This is a genomic window from Streptomyces sp. NPDC038135 (assembly GCF_055601245.1).
This window is the reverse complement of sequence record NZ_JBVJXS010000009.1, coordinates 301763-325029: the sequence shown is the minus strand read 5'-3', so window position 1 is coordinate 325029 and position 23267 is coordinate 301763. Positions and strand designations below refer to the sequence as shown.

The 23267-nt window shown below is 71.1% G+C and carries 16 protein-coding genes; 8 read left to right on the top strand and 8 right to left on the bottom strand.

The features are described from left to right. Positions 1-21 precede the first annotated feature (21 nt). Entirely contained in the window at positions 22-1251 is a 1230-nt protein-coding gene (gene mshC / locus ACZ7JA_RS26570; protein ID WP_393439217.1) for a cysteine--1-D-myo-inosityl 2-amino-2-deoxy-alpha-D-glucopyranoside ligase, read from the top strand. Between the two features lie 75 nt (positions 1252-1326). On the opposite strand, the gene ACZ7JA_RS26565 is transcribed toward mshC, so the two are convergent. From ACZ7JA_RS26565 to ACZ7JA_RS26545, 5 genes are all read right to left on the bottom strand, one after another. After that, positions 1327-2340 (bottom strand): PAC2 family protein, encoded by a 1014-nt coding sequence (locus tag ACZ7JA_RS26565; protein WP_470810761.1) that lies wholly within the window; start codon positions 2338-2340, stop codon positions 1327-1329. A 297-nt stretch (positions 2341-2637) separates the two neighbouring features. Then, entirely contained in the window at positions 2638-4254 is a 1617-nt protein-coding gene (locus ACZ7JA_RS26560) for a glycerol-3-phosphate dehydrogenase/oxidase (RefSeq protein ID WP_389304679.1), read from the bottom strand. Positions 4255-4293: 39 nt separating this feature from the next. Beyond that, positions 4294-5832, bottom strand: coding sequence for a glycerol kinase GlpK (gene glpK / locus ACZ7JA_RS26555; protein WP_351664141.1), 1539 nt, complete (start codon positions 5830-5832; stop codon positions 4294-4296). Positions 5833-5901: 69 nt separating this feature from the next. Further along, positions 5902-6696, bottom strand: coding sequence for an MIP/aquaporin family protein (locus ACZ7JA_RS26550; protein WP_351664139.1), 795 nt, complete (start codon positions 6694-6696; stop codon positions 5902-5904). 386 nt (positions 6697-7082) lie between these two features. Next, on the bottom strand, positions 7083-7847 hold the full coding sequence (locus ACZ7JA_RS26545; RefSeq protein ID WP_199209936.1) for an IclR family transcriptional regulator: 765 nt from the start codon (positions 7845-7847) through the stop codon (positions 7083-7085). A gap of 294 nt (positions 7848-8141) precedes the next feature. On the opposite strand from ACZ7JA_RS26545, the gene metH reads away from it, so the two are divergent. The 3 genes from metH to ACZ7JA_RS26530 all read left to right on the top strand — a co-directional run bounded on the left by metH (position 8142) and on the right by ACZ7JA_RS26530 (position 14616). Next, complete coding sequence (metH, locus tag ACZ7JA_RS26540) at positions 8142-11657, top strand: methionine synthase (protein WP_450751420.1); 3516 nt, start codon at positions 8142-8144, stop codon at positions 11655-11657. Between the two features lie 193 nt (positions 11658-11850). Then, the gene (locus tag ACZ7JA_RS26535; RefSeq protein WP_351664135.1) at positions 11851-12552 is read left to right on the top strand and encodes an HAD family hydrolase; all 702 of its coding nucleotides are present in this window, start codon (positions 11851-11853) and stop codon (positions 12550-12552) included. Between the two features lie 459 nt (positions 12553-13011). After that, the gene (locus ACZ7JA_RS26530; protein ID WP_351664133.1) at positions 13012-14616 is read left to right on the top strand and encodes an ABC transporter substrate-binding protein; all 1605 of its coding nucleotides are present in this window, start codon (positions 13012-13014) and stop codon (positions 14614-14616) included. A 79-nt stretch (positions 14617-14695) separates the two neighbouring features. On the opposite strand, the gene ACZ7JA_RS26525 is transcribed toward ACZ7JA_RS26530, so the two are convergent. Beyond that, on the bottom strand, positions 14696-15367 hold the full coding sequence (locus ACZ7JA_RS26525) for a response regulator transcription factor (protein ID WP_351664131.1): 672 nt from the start codon (positions 15365-15367) through the stop codon (positions 14696-14698). A gap of 83 nt (positions 15368-15450) precedes the next feature. Next, positions 15451-16347 carry a RecB family exonuclease gene (locus tag ACZ7JA_RS26520; RefSeq protein ID WP_389448708.1) on the bottom strand — a complete coding sequence of 299 codons (897 nt, stop codon included), beginning with the start codon at positions 16345-16347 and terminating at the stop codon, positions 15451-15453. 685 nt (positions 16348-17032) lie between these two features. Between ACZ7JA_RS26520 and ACZ7JA_RS26515 the strand changes: the two genes are divergently transcribed. The 3 genes from ACZ7JA_RS26515 to ACZ7JA_RS26505 all read left to right on the top strand — a co-directional run bounded on the left by ACZ7JA_RS26515 (position 17033) and on the right by ACZ7JA_RS26505 (position 20368). Beyond that, positions 17033-18595 (top strand): site-2 protease family protein, encoded by a 1563-nt coding sequence (locus ACZ7JA_RS26515; RefSeq protein WP_470810755.1) that lies wholly within the window; start codon positions 17033-17035, stop codon positions 18593-18595. Positions 18596-18648: 53 nt separating this feature from the next. Then, entirely contained in the window at positions 18649-19551 is a 903-nt protein-coding gene (locus ACZ7JA_RS26510; RefSeq protein ID WP_067050546.1) for a tRNA (adenine-N1)-methyltransferase, read from the top strand. Between the two features lie 238 nt (positions 19552-19789). Next, entirely contained in the window at positions 19790-20368 is a 579-nt protein-coding gene (locus ACZ7JA_RS26505) for a hypothetical protein (RefSeq protein ID WP_351664127.1), read from the top strand. A 131-nt stretch (positions 20369-20499) separates the two neighbouring features. Here the strand turns inward: ACZ7JA_RS26505 and ACZ7JA_RS26500 are convergent, their stop codons facing one another. Further along, a complete protein-coding gene (locus ACZ7JA_RS26500) occupies positions 20500-20802 on the bottom strand; it encodes a ferredoxin (protein ID WP_351664125.1) in 303 nt (100 codons plus the stop codon). Between the two features lie 516 nt (positions 20803-21318). Here ACZ7JA_RS26500 and arc point away from each other — a divergent pair. Continuing rightward, on the top strand, positions 21319-23085 hold the full coding sequence (arc, locus tag ACZ7JA_RS26495) for a proteasome ATPase (RefSeq protein WP_351664123.1): 1767 nt from the start codon (positions 21319-21321) through the stop codon (positions 23083-23085). Positions 23086-23267: the final 182 nt, after the last annotated feature.

The following is a 23267-nucleotide window of genomic DNA, read 5'->3' as shown; positions in this document are numbered from 1 at the left end:
CGGCCGGTTAGGCTCATGTACATGCATGCCTGGCCCGCTTCCGAGGTCCCCGCCCTGCCTGGTCAGGGCCGCGACCTGAGGATCCACGACACCGCGACCGGCGGCCTCGTCACCCTCGACCCCGGTCCCGTCGCCCGTATCTACGTCTGCGGCATCACGCCGTACGACGCGACCCACATGGGTCACGCGGCGACCTACAACGCGTTCGACCTCGTTCAGCGCGTGTGGCTCGACACCAAGCGGCAGGTCCACTACGTCCAGAACGTCACCGACGTCGACGATCCGCTGCTGGAGCGCGCGGACCGGGACGGCGTCGACTGGGTCGCCCTCGCCGAGAAGGAGACCGCCCTCTTCCGCGAGGACATGACGGCCCTCCGGATGCTCCCGCCCCGGCACTACATAGGCGCCGTCGAGGCCATACCCGGCATCGTGCCGCTCGTGGAGCGCCTGCGTGAGCTCGGCGCCGCCTACGAACTCGACGGCGACGTCTACTTCTCCGTCGAGGCCGACCCGCACTTCGGCCAGGTCTCGAACCTGGACGCGGCCGCGATGCGGCTGCTGTCCGCCGAGCGCGGCGGCGACCCGGACCGGCCGGGCAAGAAGAACCCGCTCGACCCGATGCTGTGGATGGCCGCCCGCGAGGGCGAGCCGAGCTGGGACGGCGGCAGCCTCGGCCGCGGCCGCCCGGGCTGGCACATCGAGTGCGTGGCGATCGCCCTCGACCACCTGGGCATGGGCTTCGACGTCCAGGGCGGCGGCTCCGACCTGGCCTTCCCGCACCACGAGATGGGCGCCTCGCACGCCCAGGTGCTCACCGGCGAGTTCCCCATGGCCCAGGCGTACGTGCACGCCGGGATGGTCGCCCTGCACGGCGAGAAGATGTCGAAGTCCAAGGGCAACCTGGTCTTCGTCTCCGCGCTGCGCCGTGACGGCGTCGACCCGGCCGCGATCCGGCTGGCCCTGCTCGCCCACCACTACCGCTCCGACTGGGAGTGGACCGACCAGGTGCTGCGCGACGCGCAGGACCGCCTCGGCCGCTGGCGGGCCGCCGTCTCCCGGCCCGACGGCCCGTCCGCCGACGCGCTCGTGGAGGAGATCCGCGCGGCCCTCGCCGACGACCTCGACGCGCCCGCCGCGCTCGCCGCCGTCGACCGCTGGGCCGAGCGGCAGCAGCAGGAGGGCGGCACCGACACCGGCGCCCCCGGTCTGGTCACCCGGGCCGTGGACGCGCTGCTCGGCGTGGCCCTGTGACCCACCCGTCCGGGCCGGGCGCCGGCCCGGCCTGACGGCGAAGGGGCGGTACGCGAGTCGCGTACCGCCCCTTTCTCAGTCCTCGGAGCCGTCCTCGTCGTCGGTCTCGGCGCCGCCGGGGGCGTCCGTGTCCGGCTTGGCCGGCTTCGGCGGCCGGGCCCGCCCGCCCGGAGTGTCCCGGGGCGTGTCCCGGCGGAACGAGCCGCCCTCGCCGCCGTCCGCCGTGGCGTGCCCGCCCGCCGCCGGGCCGACGTCCCGGCGCCGCAGGTACCGCTCGAACTCGCGGGCGATCGCCTCGCCGGACGCCTCCGGCAGCTCGGCGGTGTCCCGGGCCTCCTCCAGCGTCTGCACGTACTCGGCGACCTCGCTGTCCTCGGCCGCGAGCTGGTCCACGCCCACCTGCCAGGCACGCGCGTCCTCGGGCAGCTCACCCTGCGGGATCCGCAGGTCCAGCAGGTCCTCCAGCCGGTTCAGCAGGGCCAGCGTGGCCTTCGGGTTGGGCGGCTGGGAGACGTAGTGCGGCACCGCCGCCCACAGCGACACCGCCGGCACGCCGGCGTGCGTGCAGGCCTCCTGCAGGACGCCGACGATGCCCGTCGGGCCCTCGTACTTGGTCTCCTCCAGGTCCATGCGGCGCGCCAGGTCGGGGTCGGAGGTGACCCCGCTGACCGGCACCGGGCGCGTGTGCGGGGTGTCGCCGAGCAGGGCGCCCAGGACGACCACCAGCTCCACGCCCAGCTCGTGCGCGAAGCCGAGCAGTTCGTTGCAGAACGACCGCCAGCGCATGGACGGTTCGATGCCCCGGACCAGCACCAGGTCGCGCGGTTTCTCCCCGCCGACCCGCACCACGGACAGCCTGGTCGTGGGCCATGTGATCTTGCGCACCCCGCCGTCCATGAACACCGTGGGGCGGTTCACCTGGAAGTCGTAGTAGTCCTCGGCGTCCAGCGCCGCGAACACCTCGCCCTTCCACTCGCGTTCCAGGTGCGCGACCGCCGTGGAGGCGGCGTCACCGGCATCGTTCCAGCCCTCGAACGCGGCCACCATGACTGGGTCGATCAGCTCGGGAACCCCCTCCAGCTCGATCACCCAGTGCCTCCTTCCGACGTGCTCTCGCCTGACCACCCAACCTTACGGCGTCCGGCGGGAGCGCCCGCGACCCCCTTGACCGGGGGCTGCCCGGATCACTGCCCCGTTCACCACCCCGGAACACCCGGCGCGCCCCCGCCGGACCGCGCCGTTCCACAGCCGGGGGGGGGCAGCCGGAAGGGGCGGCTCCATCGGCGTGGAGCCGCCCCTCGCGGCCTACCGGACCCGGTGCGGCGGGTTCCGGCGCGGCGACGGCGGCCGGCCCCGGTCAGGGAGGGGGCCGGCCGCCGCCCGGTCCTACTTCTTGTCGAGCAGCTCCTGGACCTTGGCGCGGACCTCGTCGGTCGCGAGGCCGCGGATGGTCAGCGTGGTGCGGCGGCGCAGCACGTCGTCCGTGGTCTCGGCCCACTCGTGGTCGCGGGCCCAGACGACCTGCGCCCAGATCTCCGGGGCGTCCGGGTGGACGCGCTGGGCCAGCTCCGGGTGCTCGTTCGCCAGCCGGGCGATGTCGAAGGCCAGCGAGCCGTAGTGGGTGGCCAGGTGCCTGGCCGTGTCGGCGGCCATGCGCGGGCCGGGCGCCGGGTGGTCCACCAGCAGGCGGTGGGCGACCGCGCGCGGGTTGGCGACGCCGGGCAGCGGCAGCTTCTTCGGCAGCGAGGAGATCGGCTCGAAGTCGTCGCCCAGCGGGTGGCCCGGCAGCTCCTCCAGCTTCTGCATCACGGTGCGGCCGATGTGCCGGAAGGTCGTCCACTTGCCGCCCGCGACGGACAGCATGCCGCCCCTGCCCTCGGTCACGACCGTCTCGCGCTTGGCCTTGGCGGTGTCGCCGGGACCGCCCGGCAGCACCCGCAGACCGGCGAACGCGTAGGTCATCAGGTCGCGCTGGAGCTGCTGGTCCCGGACGGAGAACGCGGCCTCGTCCAGGATCTGGGCTATGTCCTTCTCGGTGACCGAGACGTCCGCCGGGTCGCCCTCGTACTCCTCGTCGGTGGTGCCGAGCAGCAGCATGTCCTCCCAGGGGAGGGCGAAGGTGATGCGGTACTTGTCGATCGGGGTGGCCAGCGCGGCCTTCCACGGGGCGGTGCGCTTGAGCACCAGGTGCGCGCCCTTGGACAGGCGGATCGAGGGCGCCGCGTTCGCGTCCTCCATCCGGCGCAGGTGGTCGACCCAGGGGCCGGTCGCGTTCAGCACCAGGCGGGCGTTGACCCCGAACTCGGTGCCGGACATCCGGTCCCTGAGCTCGGCGCCGGTGACCCGGCCCTTGGTGAAGCGCAGCCCGGTGACCTCGGCGTGGTTGAGCACGACCGCGCCCGCCTCGACGGCCGCGCGGACCGTCATCAGCGCCATGCGCGCGTCGTTCATCTGGTCGTCGCCGTACACGGCGACGGCCTTGAGGTTGTCGGTGCGCAGCTCGGGCACGTCCTGCGCCGCCTTGGCGGGGGAGAGCAGGTGGCCCACGCCGTCGCCGAAAGCGGAGAGCGCGGAGTAGGCGAAGACGCCCGCGCCGAGCTTCGCCGCGCCGTGCGGCCCGCCCTTGTACACGGGGAGGTAGAAGGTGAGCGGGTTCGCCAGGTGGGGGGCCACCTGGCGGGAGACCGCACGGCGCTCGAAGTGGTTCTCCGCCACCAGCTTCACCGCGCCGGTCTGCAGGTAGCGCAGACCGCCGTGGAGCAGCTTGGAGGAGGCGGAGGAGGTGGCGCCGGCGAAGTCGCCGGCGTCGACCAGCGCCACCCTGAGCCCGGACTGCGCGGCGTGCCAGGCGGTGGAGATGCCCAGGATGCCGCCGCCGATCACAAGAAGGTCGTACGACGCCTTGGCGAGCTGCTCCCTGGTCTCGGCTCGGCTCGGGTTCGAGCCGGAGGCCGGGTGCGTTCCCAGGGCAGGCACGGACTGCAGGGTGGACTGACTGGTCATGTCGGGTACTTACTCCTCGTCAGAGCTGTCGGGTTCAGCTCAGCTCTCGTCCTCGATCCAGCCCATGGTCCGGTCGACGGCCTTGAGCCAGTTCTTGTACTCACGGTCGCGGGTCTCCGCGTCCATGCGGGGGGTCCACTCGGCGGCCCGGCGCCAGTTGGCGCGCAGTTCGTCGGTGCTGGACCAGAAGCCGACGGCGAGGCCGGCGGCGTAGGCGGCGCCGAGGCAGGTGGTCTCGGCGACCATCGGGCGCACCACGGGTGCGTCCAGGACGTCCGAGAGGGTCTGCATCAGCAGGTTGTTGGCGGTCATGCCGCCGTCGACCTTGAGGGTCACCAGCTCGTCACCGGAGTCCTTGACCATGGCGTCGGCGATCTCCCGCGTCTGCCAGGCGGTGGCCTCCAGGACGGCGCGGGCGAGGTGCGCCTTGGTGACGTACCGGGTCAGGCCGGCGATCACACCGCGGGCGTCGGAACGCCAGTGCGGGGCGAACAGGCCGGAGAAGGCCGGTACGAAGTAGGCGCCGCCGTTGTCCTCGACCGAGAGCGCGAGCGTCTCGATCTCGGCCGCGGTGGAGATCAGGCCCATCTGGTCGCGCATCCACTGCACCAGGGAGCCCGTGACGGCGATCGAGCCCTCGAGGGCGTAGACCGTCGGCTGGTCGCCGATCTTGTAGCCGACGGTGGTCAGCAGGCCGGCGTAGGAGTTGATGATCTTGTCACCGGTGTTCATCACCATGAAGGTGCCGGTGCCGTAGGTGGACTTGGTCTCGCCCTCGGAGAAGCAGGTCTGGCCGAACAGGGCCGCCTGCTGGTCGCCGAGCGCGGAGGCCACCGGGATGCCGCCCAGCAGGTCGCCGAGCTTGCCGCCGGTGATCTCGCCGTAGACCTCGGCGGAGGGGCGGATCTCGGGCAGCATCGCCAGCGGAACGCCGATGGACTCGGCGATCTTCGGGTCCCACTGCATGGTGTGCAGGTTCATCAGCAGGGTGCGGGAGGCGTTGGTGACGTCGGTGACGTGCTTGCCGCCGTTGACGCCGCCGGTCAGGTTCCAGATGACCCAGCTGTCCATGGTGCCGAACAGGATGTCGCCCGCCTCGGCGCGCTCCTGGAGGCCGTCCACGTGGTCGAGCAGCCAGCGCGCCTTGGGGCCGGCGAAGTAGGCGGCCAGCGGCAGGCCGGTCTCGCGGCGGAAGCGGTCCTGGCCGACGTTGCGGCCCAGCTCCCGGCAGAGGGCGTCGGTGCGGGTGTCCTGCCAGACGATGGCGTTGTGGACGGGCTCACCGGTGTTCTTGTCCCACAGCACGGTGGTCTCGCGCTGGTTGGTGATGCCGATGGCCTTGATGTCGTCCCGGGTGATGCCGGCCTTCTCGATGGCCCCGGCGACGACTTCCTGGACGTTGGTCCAGATCTCGTTGGCGTTGTGCTCGACCCAGCCCGGCTTCGGGAAGATCTGCTCGTGCTCCTTCTGGTCGACGGAGACGATCCGGCCGTCCTTGTCGAAGACGATGCAGCGCGAGGAGGTGGTGCCCTGGTCGATCGCGGCGATGAACGGGCCTGCGGTGTGGGCGTCGGTCACTGTGTGCTCCTGAAAGATCCGTGGTGATGGGGCTTTACGTACGGCGCGTGCGCGGAGGCTCGGTGCTTCCTAGACGAAGGCGACGTTGTAGATGCCTGCGGCGATCGCGCCGCCGATCAGCGGACCGACCACCGGGACCCAGGCGTAGCTCCAGTCGGAACCGCCCTTGTTGGGCAGGGGCAGCAGGGCGTGGACGATGCGGGGGCCGAGGTCACGGGCGGGGTTGATCGCGTAGCCCGTGGGGCCGCCGAGGGAGAGGCCGATGGACACCACCACGAGCGCGGTGATCAGGGCGCCCAGGGTGCCCAGGCCGTTGCCCTTGTCGTTCAGGCCCTGCGTGAGGACGGCGAGCACCAGCACGATCGTGCCGATGATCTCCGTGAGGAGGTTCTGCACCGCGTTCCGGATCTCCGGACCGGTGGAGAAGACGCCCAGGACCGGGCCGGCGCCCTTCTCCTGGGCCTCGACGGCCTTGGCCGTCGTGGCCTGCGCACCCGGACCGCCGACGATCTCCTTGTCGGTGAGGTGCGCGTGGAACTGGCCGTAGTAGGCCGCCCAGACCAGGGCCGCGCCGATCATGGCGCCGAGCAGCTGACCGCCCCAGTACACGGGGAGGTTGCTGAAGTCCTTGTCCTTGATCGCGAGCGCGAGCGTCACGGCCGGGTTCAGGTGGGCGCCGGAGAGCGGCGCCGAGGTGTAGACGGCCGTCAGTACGGCGAAACCCCACCCGAAGGTGATGGCGAGCCAGCCGGCGTTACGGGCCTTGGAGGCCTTCAGCGTCACGGCGGCGCACACACCGCCGCCGAGCAGGATGAGTATGGCGGTACCGATGGTCTCGCCGATGAAGATGTCGGAGCTGGACACCCGCGACTCCTTTGTCCTTCGTCCAGGGAAACCGAACCCCGGGTCCCTCCGGGGGTTCTGGCGCCCTCGGGGGTGAGAGCGATGCCGGCCCTTGGCGTTGTCACACTCTAGCGCGTATTGCCGTTAGGTGTTCGACAATGCCGACCGATGGACGGGAGTCTCGCTTCGGCTTCACGCGTGCGTCAAGGGTTCTGTTATCGAAAACAGGATCGTTATTGATCGCTGCCGGTTATCGCTCTTCCCTGCACTGACGTACCCACTCGCCCGATATGTCCATTTCAGGGTATGGCGAGAACCGGAACGCCGCCCAGCGTCCCGGTCGTCCTTCGATTGGCCGGTGTCGACCGGCTTCGATCAGCTTTCGCCCGGCAGCGGATCGCCGCCGGTCAGAAACGCCCCGCGCCCAGGTCCCGCGACACCGCGCGGGCACAGTCCCGTACCGCGGCGATCAGCTCGGGGCGCACCTCGCCGTCCCGGCACAGCCGCTCCACCGCGCCCGCGATGCCGACCGCGCCCACCGGCATCCGGCGCCGGTCGTGGATCGGCGCGGCGATCGACGCCACGCCCTCCCAGGTCTCCTCCACGTCCGCCGCGTAACCACGCGCGCGCGTGAGGTCCAGCAGGTGCTCGAAGTCCGCCGGCTCGCACACCGTGCGGTCCGTGAACGGCTTGCGGTCCGCCTCCATCGCCTCGCTGTGCGCCACCGGGTCGTAGGCGGAGAGCACCTTGCCGAGCGCCGTGGAGTGCAGCGGCTGCATCGCCCCTATCTCCAGCACCTGCCGGCTGTCGTCCGGCCGGAAGACGTGGTGCACGATCAGGACGCCCTGCTGGTGCAGGACGCCCAGATAGACGCTCTCCCCGCTGGAGCGGGCCAGGTCGTCGGTCCACACCAGGGCCCGCGCCCGCAGTTCGTGCACGTCCAGATAGGTGGTGCCCAGGCGCAGCAGCTCGGCGCCCAGCTGGTAGCGGCCGGAGACGCCGTCCTGCTCGACGAAGCCCTCCTGCTGCAGGGTCCGCAGGATGCCGTGGGCGGTGCCCTTGGCGAGGCCCAGCGACGAGGCGATGTCCGAGAGGCCGAGCCGCCGCTCACCGCCCGCGAGCAGCCGCAGCATCGCCGCCGCCCGTTCGAGCGACTGGATGTTCCGTGCCATCGCCGTCCTGCCCTCCGTCCCCTTCGACCATTGCCGAACAGCGTGCAACACCCCGTTCGGCAATGTCGAACACTACCGGTCCATGTCGACCTCCCGCCAATGGTCGGACGACACCTGTTACATCCCGCGCGGCACGCCGGTGGCGATCCGGCCATCCGGCACGCCCCGCGTCCGCCTCGTGGACGCCGGTGCCCATCCAAGCCCACTCCCGGTTACCCTGACGCCGTGCCCTGCCCCGGTTCCCGCCGGGGAAGGCGCATAGCCGACAGCCGTCGCACCCCAGGGAGCCCCTTCATGGCCTCGTCGCCAACGTCCCCTTCCACCGACAGCCGGACCCGTGCGTCCGCGCTCCGAGAGGCGCTCGCCACCCGTGTGGTCGTAGCCGACGGAGCGATGGGCACGATGCTCCAGGCCCAGGAGCCGACGCTCGAGGACTTCCAGCAGCTCGAGGGCTGCAACGAGATTCTCAACCTCACCCGCCCCGACATCGTCCGCTCCGTCCACGAGGCGTACTTCGCCGTGGGCGTCGACTGCGTCGAGACCAACACCTTCGGGGCCAACCACTCCGCCCTCGGCGAGTACGACATCCCCGAACGCGTCCACGAACTGTCCGAGGCCGGCGCCCGCGTCGCCCGCGAGGTCGCCGACGAGTTCACCGCGAAGGACGGCCGGCCCCGCTGGGTGCTGGGCTCCATCGGCCCCGGCACCAAGCTGCCCACCCTCGGCCACGCCCCCTACACCACCCTGCGCGACGCCTACCAGCGCAACGCCGAGGGCCTGGTCGCCGGCGGCGCCGACGCGCTGCTCGTGGAGACCACCCAGGACCTGCTGCAGACCAAGGCCGCCGTGCTCGGCGCCCGTCGCGGCCTGACCGCCCTCGGCCTGGACCTGCCGGTCATCGTGTCCGTGACCGTAGAGACCACCGGCACCATGCTGCTCGGCTCCGAGATCGGCGCCGCCCTCACCGCGCTCGAACCGCTCGGCATCGACATGATCGGCCTGAACTGCGCCACCGGCCCGGCCGAGATGAGCGAGCACCTGCGCTACCTCGCCCGCAACGCCCGCATCCCGCTGTCCTGCATGCCCAACGCGGGCCTGCCGGTGCTCGGCAAGGACGGCGCCCACTACCCGCTGAGCGCGCCCGAGCTGGCCGACGCCCAGGAGACCTTCGTCCGCGAGTACGGCCTCTCGCTCGTCGGCGGCTGCTGCGGCACCACCCCCGAGCACCTGCGCCAGGTCGTCGAGCGCGTCCACGGCCTCACCCCGCGCACCCGCGACCCGCGCCCCGAGGCCGGCGCCGCCTCCCTCTACCAGAGCGTGCCCTTCCGCCAGGACACCTCCTACCTCGCCATCGGCGAGCGCACCAACGCCAACGGATCCAAGAAGTTCCGCGAGGCCATGCTCGAGGGCCGCTGGGACGACTGCGTGGAGATGGCCCGCGACCAGATCCGCGAAGGCGCCCACATGCTCGACCTGTGCGTGGACTACGTCGGCCGCGACGGCGTCGCCGACATGGAGGAACTCGCCGGCCGCTTCGCCACCGCCTCCACCCTGCCGATCGTCCTCGACTCCACCGAGGTCGACGTCATCGAGGCGGGCCTGGAGAAGCTCGGCGGCCGCGCCGTGATCAACTCCGTGAACTACGAGGACGGCGCCGGACCCGGCTCCCGCTTCGCGAAGGTCACCGAGCTGGCCCGGGAGCACGGCGCCGCACTGATCGCGCTCACCATCGACGAGGAGGGCCAGGCCCGCACCCCGGAGAAGAAGGTCGAGATCGCCGAACGGCTCATCGACGACCTGACCGGGAACTGGGGCATCCGCGAGGAGGACATCCTCATCGACACCCTGACCTTCACCATCTGCACCGGCCAGGAGGAGTCCCGCAAGGACGGCGTCGCCACCATCGAGGCGATCCGCGAGCTCAAGCGCCGCCACCCGGCCGTCCAGACCACCCTCGGCCTGTCCAACATCTCCTTCGGCCTCAACCCGGCCGCCCGCATCCTGCTGAACTCCGTCTTCCTCGACGAGTGCGTCAAGGCGGGCCTGGACTCGGCGATCGTGCACGCCTCCAAGATCCTCCCGATCGCCCGGTTCAGCGAGGAAGAGGTGCAGACCGCCCTCGACCTCATCCACGACCGCCGCGCCGAGGGCTACGACCCGCTGCAGAAGCTGATGCAGCTCTTCGAGGGCGCCACCGCCAAGTCCCTCAAGGCCGGCAAGGCCGAGGAACTGGCCGCGCTGCCCCTGGAGGAGCGGCTCAAGCGGCGCATCATCGACGGCGAGCGCAACGGCCTCGAAGCCGACCTCGACGAGGCCCTCCAGGACCGGCCCGCCCTCGACATCGTCAACGACACCCTGCTCGACGGCATGAAGGTCGTCGGCGAACTGTTCGGCTCCGGCCAGATGCAGCTGCCGTTCGTGCTCCAGTCCGCCGAGGTCATGAAGACGGCCGTCGCCCACCTCGAACCCCACATGGAGAAGTCCGACGCCGAGGGCAAGGGCACCATCGTGCTCGCCACCGTGCGCGGCGACGTCCACGACATCGGCAAGAACCTCGTCGACATCATCCTGTCCAACAACGGCTACAACGTCGTCAACCTGGGCATCAAGCAGCCCGTCTCCGCGATCCTGGACGCCGCCGAGGAACACCGCGCCGACGTCATCGGCATGTCCGGCCTCCTGGTCAAGTCCACCGTGATCATGAAGGAGAACCTGGAGGAGCTGAACCAGCGCGGCCTCGGCACCCGGTTCCCGGTCATCCTCGGCGGCGCCGCCCTCACCCGCGCCTACGTCGAACAGGACCTGCACGAGATCTACGACGGCGAGGTCCGCTACGCCCGCGACGCCTTCGAGGGCCTGCGCCTCATGGACGCCCTCATCGGCGTCAAGCGGGGCGTGCCCGGCGCCAAGCTGCCCGAACTGCGCCAGCGCCGGGTCCGCGCCACGGCCGCCGTGGAGGTCGAGGAGCGCCCCGAGGAGGGACACGTCCGCTCCGACGTCGCCACCGACAACCCGGTGCCCGCCCCGCCCTTCTGGGACACCCGCGTCATCAAGGGCATCCAGCTCAAGGAGTACGCGAGCTGGCTCGACGAGGGCGCGCTGTTCAAGGGCCAGTGGGGCCTGAAGCAGGCCCGCGCCGGCGACGGCCCGACCTACGAGGAGCTGGTGGAGACCGAGGGCCGCCCCCGCCTGCGCGGCCTCCTGGACCGGCTCCAGACGGACAACCTGCTGGAGGCGGCCGTCGTCTACGGCTACTTCCCGTGCGTCTCCAAGGACGACGACCTGATCATCCTGGACGAGCGGGGCAACGAACGCACCCGGTTCACCTTCCCGCGCCAGCGCCGCGGCCGCCGCCTGTGCCTCGCCGACTTCTTCCGCCCCGAGGAGTCCGGCGAGACCGACGTCGTCGGCTTCCAGGTCGTCACCGTCGGCTCCCGGATCGGCGAGCAGACCGCCCGGCTCTTCGAGGCCAACGCCTACCGCGACTACCTCGAACTGCACGGACTGTCCGTACAGCTCGCCGAGGCGCTCGCCGAGTACTGGCACGCCCGGGTGCGCGCCGAACTCGGCTTCGGCGGCGAGGACCCCGCCGCCATGGAGGACATGTTCGCCCTGAAGTACCGGGGCGCCCGCTTCTCCCTCGGCTACGGCGCCTGCCCTGACCTGGAGGACCGTGCCAAGATCGCCGAGCTGCTGCGGCCCGAGCGGATCGGCGTCCAGCTCTCCGAGGAGTTCCAGCTCCACCCGGAGCAGTCCACCGACGCCATCGTGATCCACCACCCCGAGGCCAAGTACTTCAACGCCCGCTGACGCACCCGCCGGCCCCCGCGCCCGGGCACGCCGAAGGGCCTCCTGGCCTGCACGGGGGTGTTTCAAGGGCTACCCCCGACCCGGAGTGATAAACGAGGCGCTTCGGGCGCCGGAGACGTACACTGGTCGGTCCACCGCAGGCCGGTTCCCCGCATGGGAACCGGCCTGGTCGTCCCCCAGGAGGTGCGCCCGGATGACCAGCACTGTCCCAGCGCTTGGAACCCGTACGGCCGAAGGCTCCGCCCTGCAGGCGGTGCTCCTCGACATGGACGGCACCCTGGTGGACACCGAGGGCTTCTGGTGGGACGTCGAGGTCGAGGTCTTCGCCGCCCTCGGCCACGTCCTCGACGAGTCCTGGCGGCACGTCGTCGTCGGCGGCCCCATGACCCGCAGCGCCGGCTTCCTCATCGAGGCCACCGGCGCCGCCATCACCCTCGCCGAAGTCTCCGTGCTCCTCAACGACGGCTTCGAGGCCCGCATCGGCCGGGCCCTGCCGCTGATGCCCGGCGCCGCCAGACTGCTCGCCGAACTCCACGAACACGGCATCCCCACCGCCCTGGTCTCCGCCTCCCACCGGCGCATCATCGACCGCGTGCTGACCGTGCTGGGCCCCCACCACTTCGGCCTCTCCATCGCCGGCGACGAGGTCTCGCGCACCAAGCCCTACCCCGACCCCTACCTGCTCGCCGCCGCCGGACTCGGCGTCGACCCGGCCCGCTGCGCCGTCGTCGAGGACACCGCCACCGGCGTCGCCGCCGCCGAGGCCGCCGGCTGCCAGGTGGTCGCCGTCCCCTCCATCGCCCCTATCGCCCCGGCCGAACGGCGCACCGTCGTCTCCTCCCTCGAAGAGGTCGACCTGCCATTCCTGCGCGGCCTGATGACGCGAATGCGCTAGCCGTTCACGCGGGCGCCCCCGGGCCGGGGACCGGCCGAGTACCGGGCCCAATGGGCGTGTTGGACAAATATCCGGGGAGGTACACCGGAGACTGAATTCCGCGCGGGCGCACGGCCGAATTCCGGTAACGGCCAACTCCGAGCCCCAGGTGTGACGTTCCCCACGCCTCCAGTCCTCGACAACGTTGCCCAAGTGTGCAGACCGTCCCGATCCGGGACGTGGCGGCGCGCCCTTGTGTCCCGATTGGGGAGACGCTGCACTAATCCTGCCGCTGTCGGGTTTTCGGTGTGTCCACACCCGGTTTCACTCCGTGATGGACGCTCAACTCCCACGCCCGCCAACCCCCGTGCGGGCGCGGACTAATCTCGTCGCGAGAACATCGAAACAACCCCCGTGACTCGCCGCACCACCCATGCATGCCGAGTACATGGACTCGAACAGCTCTGGAGAAACTCCCGCATGAACCGCAAGACTTTGGTGCTGCCGGCAGTGGCCGGCCTGCTGACGCCGGTTCTCGCCGCGTGCGGCGGATCCGACAGCGGGAGCAAGAGCGCGGACGCCATCGTGGTCGGCACCACGGACCGGTTCGAGGCCACCAGCGACGCCCCGGCGCCCCTCGACCCCGCCTACGCCTACGACGTCGGCACCTGGAACATCCTGCGCCAGACGGTGCAGACCCTGATGACCCAGCCCAAGGGCGAGGGCAACCCCGTCCCCGAGGCCGCCGAGAGCTGCTCCTTCACCGACAGCGGCAACGAGCGCTACGCCTGCAAGCTGCGCGAGGGCCTGCAGTTCTCCGACGGCGACAAGGTCACGGCCGCCGACGTCAAGTACTCCATCGAGCGCGCCCTGCGCATCAACGCGGACAGCGGCGTCGCCGCCCTGCTCAACACCATCGACACGGTCGAGACCCAGGGTGACCGCGAGGTGATCTTCCACCTCAAGACGGCCGACGCCACCTTCCCGTACAAGCTGTCGACCCCGGTCGCGGGCATCGTCAACCCCAAGGACTACGCCAAGGACAAGCTGCGCGACGGCTTCGACGTCGACGGCTCCGGCCCCTACACGGTCAAGTCCGAGGTCAAGGACAACGCGATCGTCGCCGCCACCTTCACCAAGAACCCTTCCTACAAGGGCAGCGTGACGGTGAACAACGACGAGGTCGTGATGCGCTCCTTCGACGACGCCGACGCCATGGGCCAGGCCATCGAAAAGGGCGACATCGACCTGATGACGCGCACCATGTCGCCGTCCCAGATCGACAAGCTGGACTCCGGCTCCCAGGCCAACGTCGACCTCGTCGACATGCCGGGCCTCGAGATCCGCTACCTGGCCTTCAACACCAACGCGCCCACCGTGAAGAACAAGGCCGTCCGCCAGGCCATGGCCCAGCTCATCAACCGCGGCGAACTCGTCTCCAAGGTCTACGGCACCCAGGCCCAGCCGCTGTACTCGCTGGTCCCGGCCACCCTCACCGGCCACTCCAACTCGTTCTTCAACCAGTACGGCGACCCCAGCGTCACCAAGGCCAAGAGCTCGCTCGAGAAGGCCGGCATCACCACCCCGGTGAAGCTGACCCTGCACTACACCACCGACCACTACGGCTCGGCCACCAAGCAGGAGTTCCAGATCCTGCAGAAGCAGCTCAACGACAGCGGCCTGTTCGACGTCAGCATCCAGGGCCACCCCTGGTCGACGTTCCGGCCCGCCGAGCGCAAGGGCGACTACGACGTCTACGGCATGGGCTGGTTCCCCGACTTCCCCGACGCCGACAACTTCGTCGCGCCGTTCCTCGACAAGGGCAACTTCCTCGGCTCGCCCTACTCCAACGGCACCATCCAGCGCACCCTGATCCCCGAGTCCCGGCGCGAGGCCGACCGCATCAACGCGGTCAAGACCCTCACCGCGATCCAGGACACCGTCGCCGAGGACGTCCCCGTGCTGCCGCTGTGGCAGGGCAAGCAGTACGTCGCCGCCCGCGACAACATCACGGGCGTCTCCTACGCCCTCAACTCCGTGGCGTCGCTCCAGCTGTGGGAGCTCGGCCGCGGTGTGAGCGGCTGACGGCCCACCCCGCACGACACCGAGGGCGCCCCTTCCCGCACGGGAAGGGGCGCCCTCGGTTCTGCTCCCGGCCGCCGGCTCAACTCGCGCCGGGCCGCACCAGTCCGCTCTCGTACGCGTACACCGCCGCCTGCACCCGGTCCCGCAGCCCCAGCTTGGTCAGCACATGACCCACGTGCGTCTTCACCGTCGTCTCGCTGACGAACAGATCCGCGGCGATCTCCGCGTTGGACAGCCCGCGCGCCACCAGCTTCAGCACCTCCACCTCACGGTCGGTGAGCGTGTGCAGGGTGTCCGGCACGGACTCCTCACCGGACGGCAGATGCGTGGCGTACTTGTCCAGCAGCCGGCGCGTGATGCTCGGCGCCAGCATCGCCTCGCCTGCGGCCACCACCCGGATCGCCTGCACCAGCTCGTTCGCGGGCGCGTCCTTCAGCAGGAACCCGCTCGCCCCGGCGCGCAGCGCCTCCACCACGTACTCGTCCAGATCGAACGTGGTCAGCACCAGCACCTTCGCCGGGCCGTCGCGCCCCGGTCCGGTGATCTGCCGGGTCGCCTCCACACCGTCCATGCGCGGCATCCGGATGTCCATCAGCACCACATCCGGCTGCAGGGCCCGTACCTGATCGAGGGCCTGCAGACCGTCACCGGCCTCGCCCACGACCGCGATGTCCTGCTCGGCCTCCAGGATCATCCGGAAACCGGTGCGCAGCAGGGGCTGGTCGTCGACCAGTAGGACGCGGATGGCCACGTGACACTCCTTCGCTAGTCCGCCCCCATTCTGCCCTGCCCCCGGCAGGCCGCAGGCGGCGGCCTCGGAGCGGCCCGCGCCCGCTACCCGTCCGCCGCGGCGGACCGCACCGGCAGCGGATAGGGCGGGGGAGTACCGCCGAACTCCGGGCAGCGGGACCGGTGATCGCACCAACCGCACAGCTTCGTGGGCCGGGCACGCCACTCGCCGGTCTCCGTGGCCCGCCTGATCGCCTCCCACAGCGCCAGCAGCTTGCGCTCCACCCGCTCCAGATCGGCCGGCACCGGATCGTAGGTCAGCACGTCACCGCTGCCGAGATACACCAGCTGCAGCCGGCGCGGCACGACCCCCTTCAGCCGCCACACCACCAGCGCGTAGAACTTCATCTGGAACAGCGCGCCCTCCGCGTACTCCGGCCTGGGCGCCTTCCCCGTCTTGTAGTCCACGATCCGCACCTCGCCGGTGGGCGCCACGTCGACCCGGTCGATGATGCCGCGCAGCCGCAGCCCCGAATCCAGCTCGGCCTCCACGAACAGCTCCCGCTCGGCGGGCTCCAGCCGGGCGGGATCCTCCAGCGTGAACCACCGCTCCACCAGCCGCTCGGCCTCGCCCAGCCAGCGGGCCAGCCGCTCGCCCTCCGGATCCTCGGCGAACAGCTCCCCGACCTCCGGCCGGCTCTCCCGCAGCCGGTCCCACTGCCCGGGGATCAGCGCCTTCGCCCGCGGCGCCGTCCGCTCCACGGCGGGCGCGTCGAACAGCCGCTCCAGCACCGCGTGCACCAGCGTGCCCCGCGTCGCGGCCTCGCTCGGCTTCTCCGGCAACCGGTCGATCACCCGGAACCGGTACAGCAGCGGACACTGCATGAAGTCCCCGGCCCGGGACGGCGACAAAGAGGACGGCGCGACAGCCTCCCGCTCCCCACCCGCCCCGGCGACCACCGCCTCCTGGGCAACCGCCGCCGCCTCACCACCGGCCACCACCGACTGCCCGCCGGACACCAACGGCTCCTGGGCGGACGTCGCCGACTCCTCGGCGGGCACCACCGGCTGTCCGTCGGACGCCACCGGCTGTCCTGCGGGCAGCACCGGCTCCTGGGCGGACGTCGCCGGCTCCTCGGCGGGCAGCACCGGCTCCTGGGCGGACGTCGCCGGCTCCTCGGCGGGCAGCACCGGCTCCTGGGCGGACGTCGCCGGCTCCTCGGCGGGCACTACCGGCTCCTGGGCGGACGTCGCCGGCTCCTGGGCGGACGCCACCGCCTTCTGGGCCGGCACCACCGGCTCGCTGCCGGCCTCCATCGGCTCCCCGGCGGACATCGACGACCCGCCGCCGGACGCCCCCGGCTCCTCGCCGGACGTCATCGGCTCTCCGCCGGGCACCATCGACTCCCTGCCGGACACTCCCTGCTTCCCGGCGGCCGCCGCCGGCGCCGGAGGGGTCTGTCCGGGCGGAGTCGGCAGGGTCCCCGCGTCCTCGATGCTGCTGTCCATGACCCCAGACCATACGGCCCGGCACTGACAGCGACCCAGCCGTGGGCCGCGTTAGGGCGCGCGACAGCGGGGCAAACACAAGGGGTGCCGGGGCGGAACGGACCACCACGGCCGCATACCATCGACCCGAGACCTCCCGCCCGCGCGGCGCGGAGGACGCTTCGAACGAGGGGACAGCGTGGACGTGAGCGGCGGGAGCGGGCAGCCGCGGTCCGGCAACGACGAGCCGGCCGAGCACCCCGCGGCCCCTACGGCCCCGGCGAACGGACCCACCGGCCACCACCCCGGTCCGGAGCCCGACGACGCCCCGCAGCCCGGCCCGGCCGACCGCGACGGCCTCCGCGACACCCCCGGATCCCATGATGCGGACGAGCGCCCCGGCTCCGGCGCGCCACAGGACAGCGGGGCCGCGCGCCCGGACCCCGATCACGAGACGGGCGGGGCCACCGTCCCCACCGGCCCCACGGGTCCCACCCACACCGGCACCGGCGAGCAGCCGCCCGAGGCCGGCCCCGGCCCGCACCCCGGCGAACACCGCTCCCTCGCCCACTCCGGCATCGCCAAGGGCGAACCCCCGCAGCGACGGCCCAAGGAACCCGGCGGCGGACTCCTCATGGGCCGCCCCTTCGGCGTCCCCGTCTACGTGGCGCCCAGCTGGTTCCTCGTCGCCGCCCTGATCACCTGGGTCTTCGGCGGCCAGCTCGACCGGGTGCTGCCCGAACTCGGAGCCGCCCGCTACCTCGTCTCCCTCTTCTTCGCCGTCGCCTTCTACGCCTCCGTACTCGTCCACGAACTGGCCCACACCGTCGCCGCGATCCGCTTCAAGCTCCCCGTCCGCCGCATCCAGCTCCAGTTCTTCGGCGGCGTCTCCGAGATCGAGAAGGAGGCCGAGACCCCAGGACGCGAGTTCGTCCTCGCCTTCGTCGGCCCGCTGCTCTCCCTCGCCCTGGCCGGACTGTTCTACCTGGCCATGAAGCCCGTACAGCCGGACAGCGTCCCCGGCGTCCTGCTCGCCGGCCTGATGATCTCCAACCTCATCGTCGCCGCCTTCAACCTGCTGCCCGGCCTGCCCCTCGACGGCGGCCGCATGCTGCGCGCCGTCGTCTGGAAGATCACCGGCAAACCCATGAGCGGCACCGTCGCCGCCGCCTGGGTCGGCCGCGCCCTCGCCATCTCCGTCCTCGTCGGCCTCCCCCTGCTCAACCAGTCCGGCGCCTTCGGCGGCGGCAACCAGGACGTCGGCGGCATGGACACCGTCACCGACGCCCTGCTCGCCGCCATCCTCGCCGCGATCATCTGGACCGGCGCCGGCAACAGCCTGCGCATGGCCCGCCTGCGCGAACACCTCCCCGAACTCAAGGCCCGCGCCCTCACCCGACGGGCCGTCCCCGTCGAGACCGACACCCCGCTCTCCGAAGCCCTCCGCCGCGCCAACGCCGCCGGCGCCCGCGCCCTCGTCGTCGTCGACGCCGAGGGCAACCCCCTCTCCCTCGTCCGCGAGGCCGCCATCGTCGGCGTACCCGAACACCGCCGCCCCTGGGTCGCCGTCAGCGGCCTCGCCCAGGACCTCACCGACGGCATGCGGGTCTCCGCCGAACTGGCCGGGGAGGAACTCCTCGACACCCTCCGGGCCACCCCCGCCACCGAATACCTCGTCGTCGAGGAGACCGGCGAGATCTACGGCGTCCTCTCCGCCGCCGACGTCGAGCGCGCCTTCGTCAAGGCCATGGCCCGCCCCTGACGGCCCGCCCTCCCGTGGTCGGCGGCCCCAGCAAACGCCGGTAGGCTGGTCACATGTCCGAACCGACCGGTGCCGCCCGCAGGCGCGGGCCCTTCAAGGTCGGGGACCAGGTTCAGCTGACCGACCCCAAGGGCCGCCACTACACGTTCACGCTCGAAGCCGGGAAGAACTTCCACACCCACAAGGGCTCCTTCCCGCACGACGAACTGATCGGCGCTCCCGAGGGCAGCGTTGTCCGCACCACCGGCAACGTCGCCTACCTCGCGCTGCGCCCCCTGCTCCCCGACTACGTCCTGTCCATGCCCCGCGGGGCAGCCGTCGTCTACCCGAAGGACGCGGGACAGATCCTCGCCTTCGCCGACATCTTCCCCGGCGCCCGCGTCGTCGAGGCCGGCGTCGGCTCCGGCTCGCTCAGCAGCTTCCTGCTGCGCGCCATCGGCGACCAGGGCATGCTCCACTCCTACGAGCGCCGCGAGGACTTCGCCGAGATCGCGCAGGCGAACGTCGAGCGCTACTTCGGCGGCCCCCACCCCGCCTGGCAGCTCACCGTCGGCGACCTCCAGGACAACCTGTCCGACACCGACGTCGACCGCGTCATCCTCGACATGCTCGCCCCCTGGGAATGCCTGGAAGCCGTCTCCAAGGCACTCGTCCCCGGCGGCATCCTGTGCTGCTACGTGGCCACCACCACCCAGCTCGCCCGGACCGTGGAGTCCATCCGGGAGATCGGCTGCTTCAACGAGCCGACCGCCTGGGAGACCATGATCCGCAACTGGCACATCGAAGGCCTCGCCGTCCGGCCCGACCACCGCATGATCGGCCACACCGGCTTCCTCCTCACCGCCCGCCGGCTCGCCGACGGCGTCGAGCCGCCCATGCGCCGCCGCCGCCCCGCCAAGGGCGCCTACGGCGAGGACTACGCCGGCCCCAACGCCGACGGCGGCACCGGCCGCTGAACGGCCCCCTCCCCACCGGCACAACGCGACGGCGCCGTGGCCGAGTTCCCACCACATCCGGGAACCCCGCCACGGCGCCGACGCGTTGACACGGCACCAGGCCGCGCACGGGCCCTCACGCGCGCGTCCCCCCGCCTGCGAGAATCCCGTACGACCCCGCCGTTCCCACGCACTGTGACGTGTGGCACCATGCTGGCCACCCCCCCCACCGGCACAGCCCTCACGGGAGAAACTCCTAGTGCAGCCATCCGCCGTTCCGGAGCTCGCCCACACGCACACCCGGCCCATCCACTGGGTCGCCACCGCCACCGCGATAGCCGGCGTCGTCGCCCTGTCATCCGCCGTGCAGCCCGGCTCGGCCACCGCCGCCCAGCCCACCCCGCGCACCGAGGTCAAGACCGCCCCCGCCGCCGCGCCGCCCGGCACCGGCGGCGTGCACTTCCCGCTCAGCTGCGGACCCGTGAAAGCGGTCGTGGTCAAGAAGGTCACCGGCGACCTCGACGGCGACGGCGCCCCCGAGACCGTCGCGGTCGTCCACTGCGACGCCCCCATGGGCACACCGCCCGACGGCGTCTACGTCCTCACCCGGGGCGCGGCCGGCGGCGCCGCGCGCGTCGTCGCCACCCTCGTCGACCCCAAGGACCGGCACACCGTCACCGACTTCGCCTTCCACGCCGGCACCGTCACCGCCACCCTGCTCGGCTACTCCACGCCCGACATACCCAGTTGCTGCCCCGACCTGAAGACCCCCACGAGCTGGCACTGGAACGGGAAGGCGTTCCTCCGCTCCACCCCCACCGCGTCCCACAGCGTGTGACACACCCCCGGCCGCACACCCCCCGCGCGCCACCAGGCCCCGGCACACCTGGCCCGAAAACACCGCACGCGCGCTACCCGTCCGAAGACGACCCACGCGCGCGCACGGCACGACCGGACACCGGCCGGATCTCACTCCGCGTCCGGACCGTGCACCTCCACCTTGTCCAGAACCCGGCGCACATGGATGCACTCCCCGGGACACTCCTTCGCCGAGTCGACCACATCCGCGAGCAGCGGCAACGGCACCGGCACCGTGGCGCCCTCCGCCTGCAGCAGCTCGTCGTCCGCGCCCTTCACATAGGCCAGCCCGTCGATGTCCAGCTCGAACACCTCGGGCGCGTACTGGGCGCAGATACCGTCGCCGGTACACAGAGCCTGGTCGATCCAGACCTCCAGCGCCTCGCCCTCCGGGGCCTCCTGCCGCACGGTCACCTCTCCTGCCGTCGAATCGCCGGCCGGCGCCCCCGGCCCGACGGCCAGCGAGGTCCGCACCAGCGGCTGTTGAACACCTCGACCCTACCCCCGCCCGCATACCCGCCGGATTCCACGGGTATCGGGTTTCCCTCGGCACCCCTTCGGGTACGAGCGCCCGACCGGGAAAGGGAGCCCCGGAACCGGGCGAACACTTCCAGCCGCCCCGACGATGACCACGACCGACCCGACCGTCGCTCTGCGTCACAACCGCACGAGCGCGGTGAAGCGTGCCCCGGAACCGGCCGACCGGCCCGGAACGGACAACTCCGGCCACACGCGCCGGGTATTGACCGCCACCGACCAGGAACAAGCGGCTTCCGAATCACGTTCAGTGGGTATCCCCTCCGTGCGAGAGGGAGCGCACCGGGTGACCGACGACACACCTTGACAGTCTTTATGATCTAGGGGTTTCAATCGTCACCCACCCAGGTAGGGTCTGGAAGCGTCCAGCTCCCCTTGGAGGAGGTGAGGACCGTGGCAGCCCACGACGACGACATGAACCGCGGCATCCGCCCGGGACGAGGGTCCGACGACCCCGCCGGGCAGATCGCCTACCTTGAGCAGGAGATCGCCGTCCTGCGACGCAAGCTCGCCGACTCTCCGCGGCACACGAGGATTCTCGAAGAGCGGATCGTCGAGCTGCAGACCAACCTGGCCGGCGTCTCCGCCCAGAACGAGCGCCTGGCCAACACACTCCGCGAAGCCCGCGACCAGATCGTGGCCCTCAAGGAAGAGGTCGACCGGCTCGCCCAGCCGCCCGCCGGCTTCGGCGTCTTCCTGCAGGCCAACGAGGACGGCACCGCCGACATCTTCACCGGCGGCCGCAAGCTCCGCGTGAACGTCAGCCCGAGCGTCGAGGTCGACGACCTCAGGCGCGGCCAGGAGGTCATGCTCAACGAAGCGCTCAACGTGGTCGACGCCATGGAGTTCGAGCGCGTCGGCGACATCGTCACCCTCAAGGAGATCCTCGAGGACGGCGAGCGCGCCCTCGTCCTCGGGCACACCGACGAAGAACGAGTGGTCCGGCTCGCCGAACCCCTCCTCGACGTCACCATCCGCCCCGGCGACGCCCTCCTGCTCGAGCCCCGCTCCGGCTACGTCTACGAGGTCGTCCCCAAGAGCGAGGTCGAGGAACTCGTCCTCGAAGAAGTCCCCGACATCGGGTACGAGCAGATCGGCGGCCTCGGCAACCAGATCGAGGCCATCCGCGACGCCGTCGAACTGCCCTACCTCTACCCCGACCTCTTCAAGGAGCACGAGCTGCGCCCGCCCAAGGGCGTCCTGCTCTACGGGCCGCCCGGATGCGGCAAGACGCTCATCGCCAAGGCCGTGGCCAACTCGCTAGCCAAGAAGGTCGCCGAGGTCACCGGACAAGCCGCCGGCAAGAGCTTCTTCCTCAACATCAAGGGCCCCGAGCTCCTCAACAAGTACGTCGGCGAAACCGAGCGGCAGATCCGCCTCGTCTTCCAGCGAGCCCGCGAGAAGGCCAGCGAGGGCACCCCCGTCATCGTCTTCTTCGACGAGATGGAGTCCCTCTTCCGCACCCGCGGCTCCGGCGTCAGCTCCGACGTGGAGAACACCATCGTCCCGCAGCTCCTCGCCGAGATCGACGGCGTGGAAGGCCTGCAGAACGTGGTCGTCATCGGCGCCTCCAACCGCGAGGACATGATCGACCCCGCCATCCTGCGCCCCGGCCGGCTCGACGTGAAGATCAAGATCGAGCGGCCCGACGCCGAGGCCGCCAAGGACATCTTCGGCAAGTACCTCACCGAGCGACTCCCGCTCCACGCGGACGACCTCGGAGAGCACGAGGGCGACAAGGCCACCACCGTCGGAAGCATGATCCAGACGGCGGTCGAGCACATGTACGCCGAATCCGAGGAGAACCGCTTCCTGGAAGTCACCTACGCCAACGGAGACAAGGAAGTCCTCTACTTCAAGGACTTCAACTCCGGCGCCATGATCGAGAACATCGTCGGCCGCGCAAAGAAAATGGCGATCAAGGACTTCCTGGAAAAGAACCAGAAGGGCCTCCGCGTCTCCCACATCCTCCAGGCCTGCGTGGACGAGTTCAAGGAGAACGAGGACCTGCCCAACACCACCAACCCCGACGACTGGGCCCGCATCTCCGGAAAGAAGGGCGAACGGATCGTCTACATCCGCACCCTCATCACCGGAAAGCAGGGCGCGGACACGGGACGCTCCATCGACACGGTGGCGAACACCGGTCAGTACCTGTAAAACCAGGGCGGCTGCGGGTGCCCACCACGGGTACCCGCAGCCGACTGCTTTTCAGGCCACGACCGGAGCAGCCAATGACGCAAATGATCTCCCCACCAGCGCAAAGGCGTTCTAGGCTCTTTCCTACCGCCGAGTCGCACAGTGCGGGGACGGGCACCGCACACGCACCGGAGCGCCGGCGG

Bases quoted from the DNA above. Each gene is read 5' to 3' on its own strand.
- ACZ7JA_RS26510 (WP_067050546.1), top strand. From the start codon at position 18,649: ATGTCCGAACCGACCGGTGCCGCCCGCAGGCGCGGGCCCTTCAAGGTC.
- metH (WP_450751420.1), top strand. From the start codon at position 8,142: ATGGCCTCGTCGCCAACGTCCCCTTCCACCGACAGCCGGACCCGTGCG.
- mshC (WP_393439217.1), top strand. From the start codon at position 22: ATGCATGCCTGGCCCGCTTCCGAGGTCCCCGCCCTGCCTGGTCAGGGC.
- ACZ7JA_RS26530 (WP_351664133.1), top strand. From the start codon at position 13,012: ATGAACCGCAAGACTTTGGTGCTGCCGGCAGTGGCCGGCCTGCTGACG.
- ACZ7JA_RS26535 (WP_351664135.1), top strand. From the start codon at position 11,851: ATGACCAGCACTGTCCCAGCGCTTGGAACCCGTACGGCCGAAGGCTCC.
- ACZ7JA_RS26560 (WP_389304679.1), bottom strand. From the start codon at position 4,254: ATGACCAGTCAGTCCACCCTGCAGTCCGTGCCTGCCCTGGGAACGCAC.
- ACZ7JA_RS26545 (WP_199209936.1), bottom strand. From the start codon at position 7,847: ATGGCACGGAACATCCAGTCGCTCGAACGGGCGGCGGCGATGCTGCGG.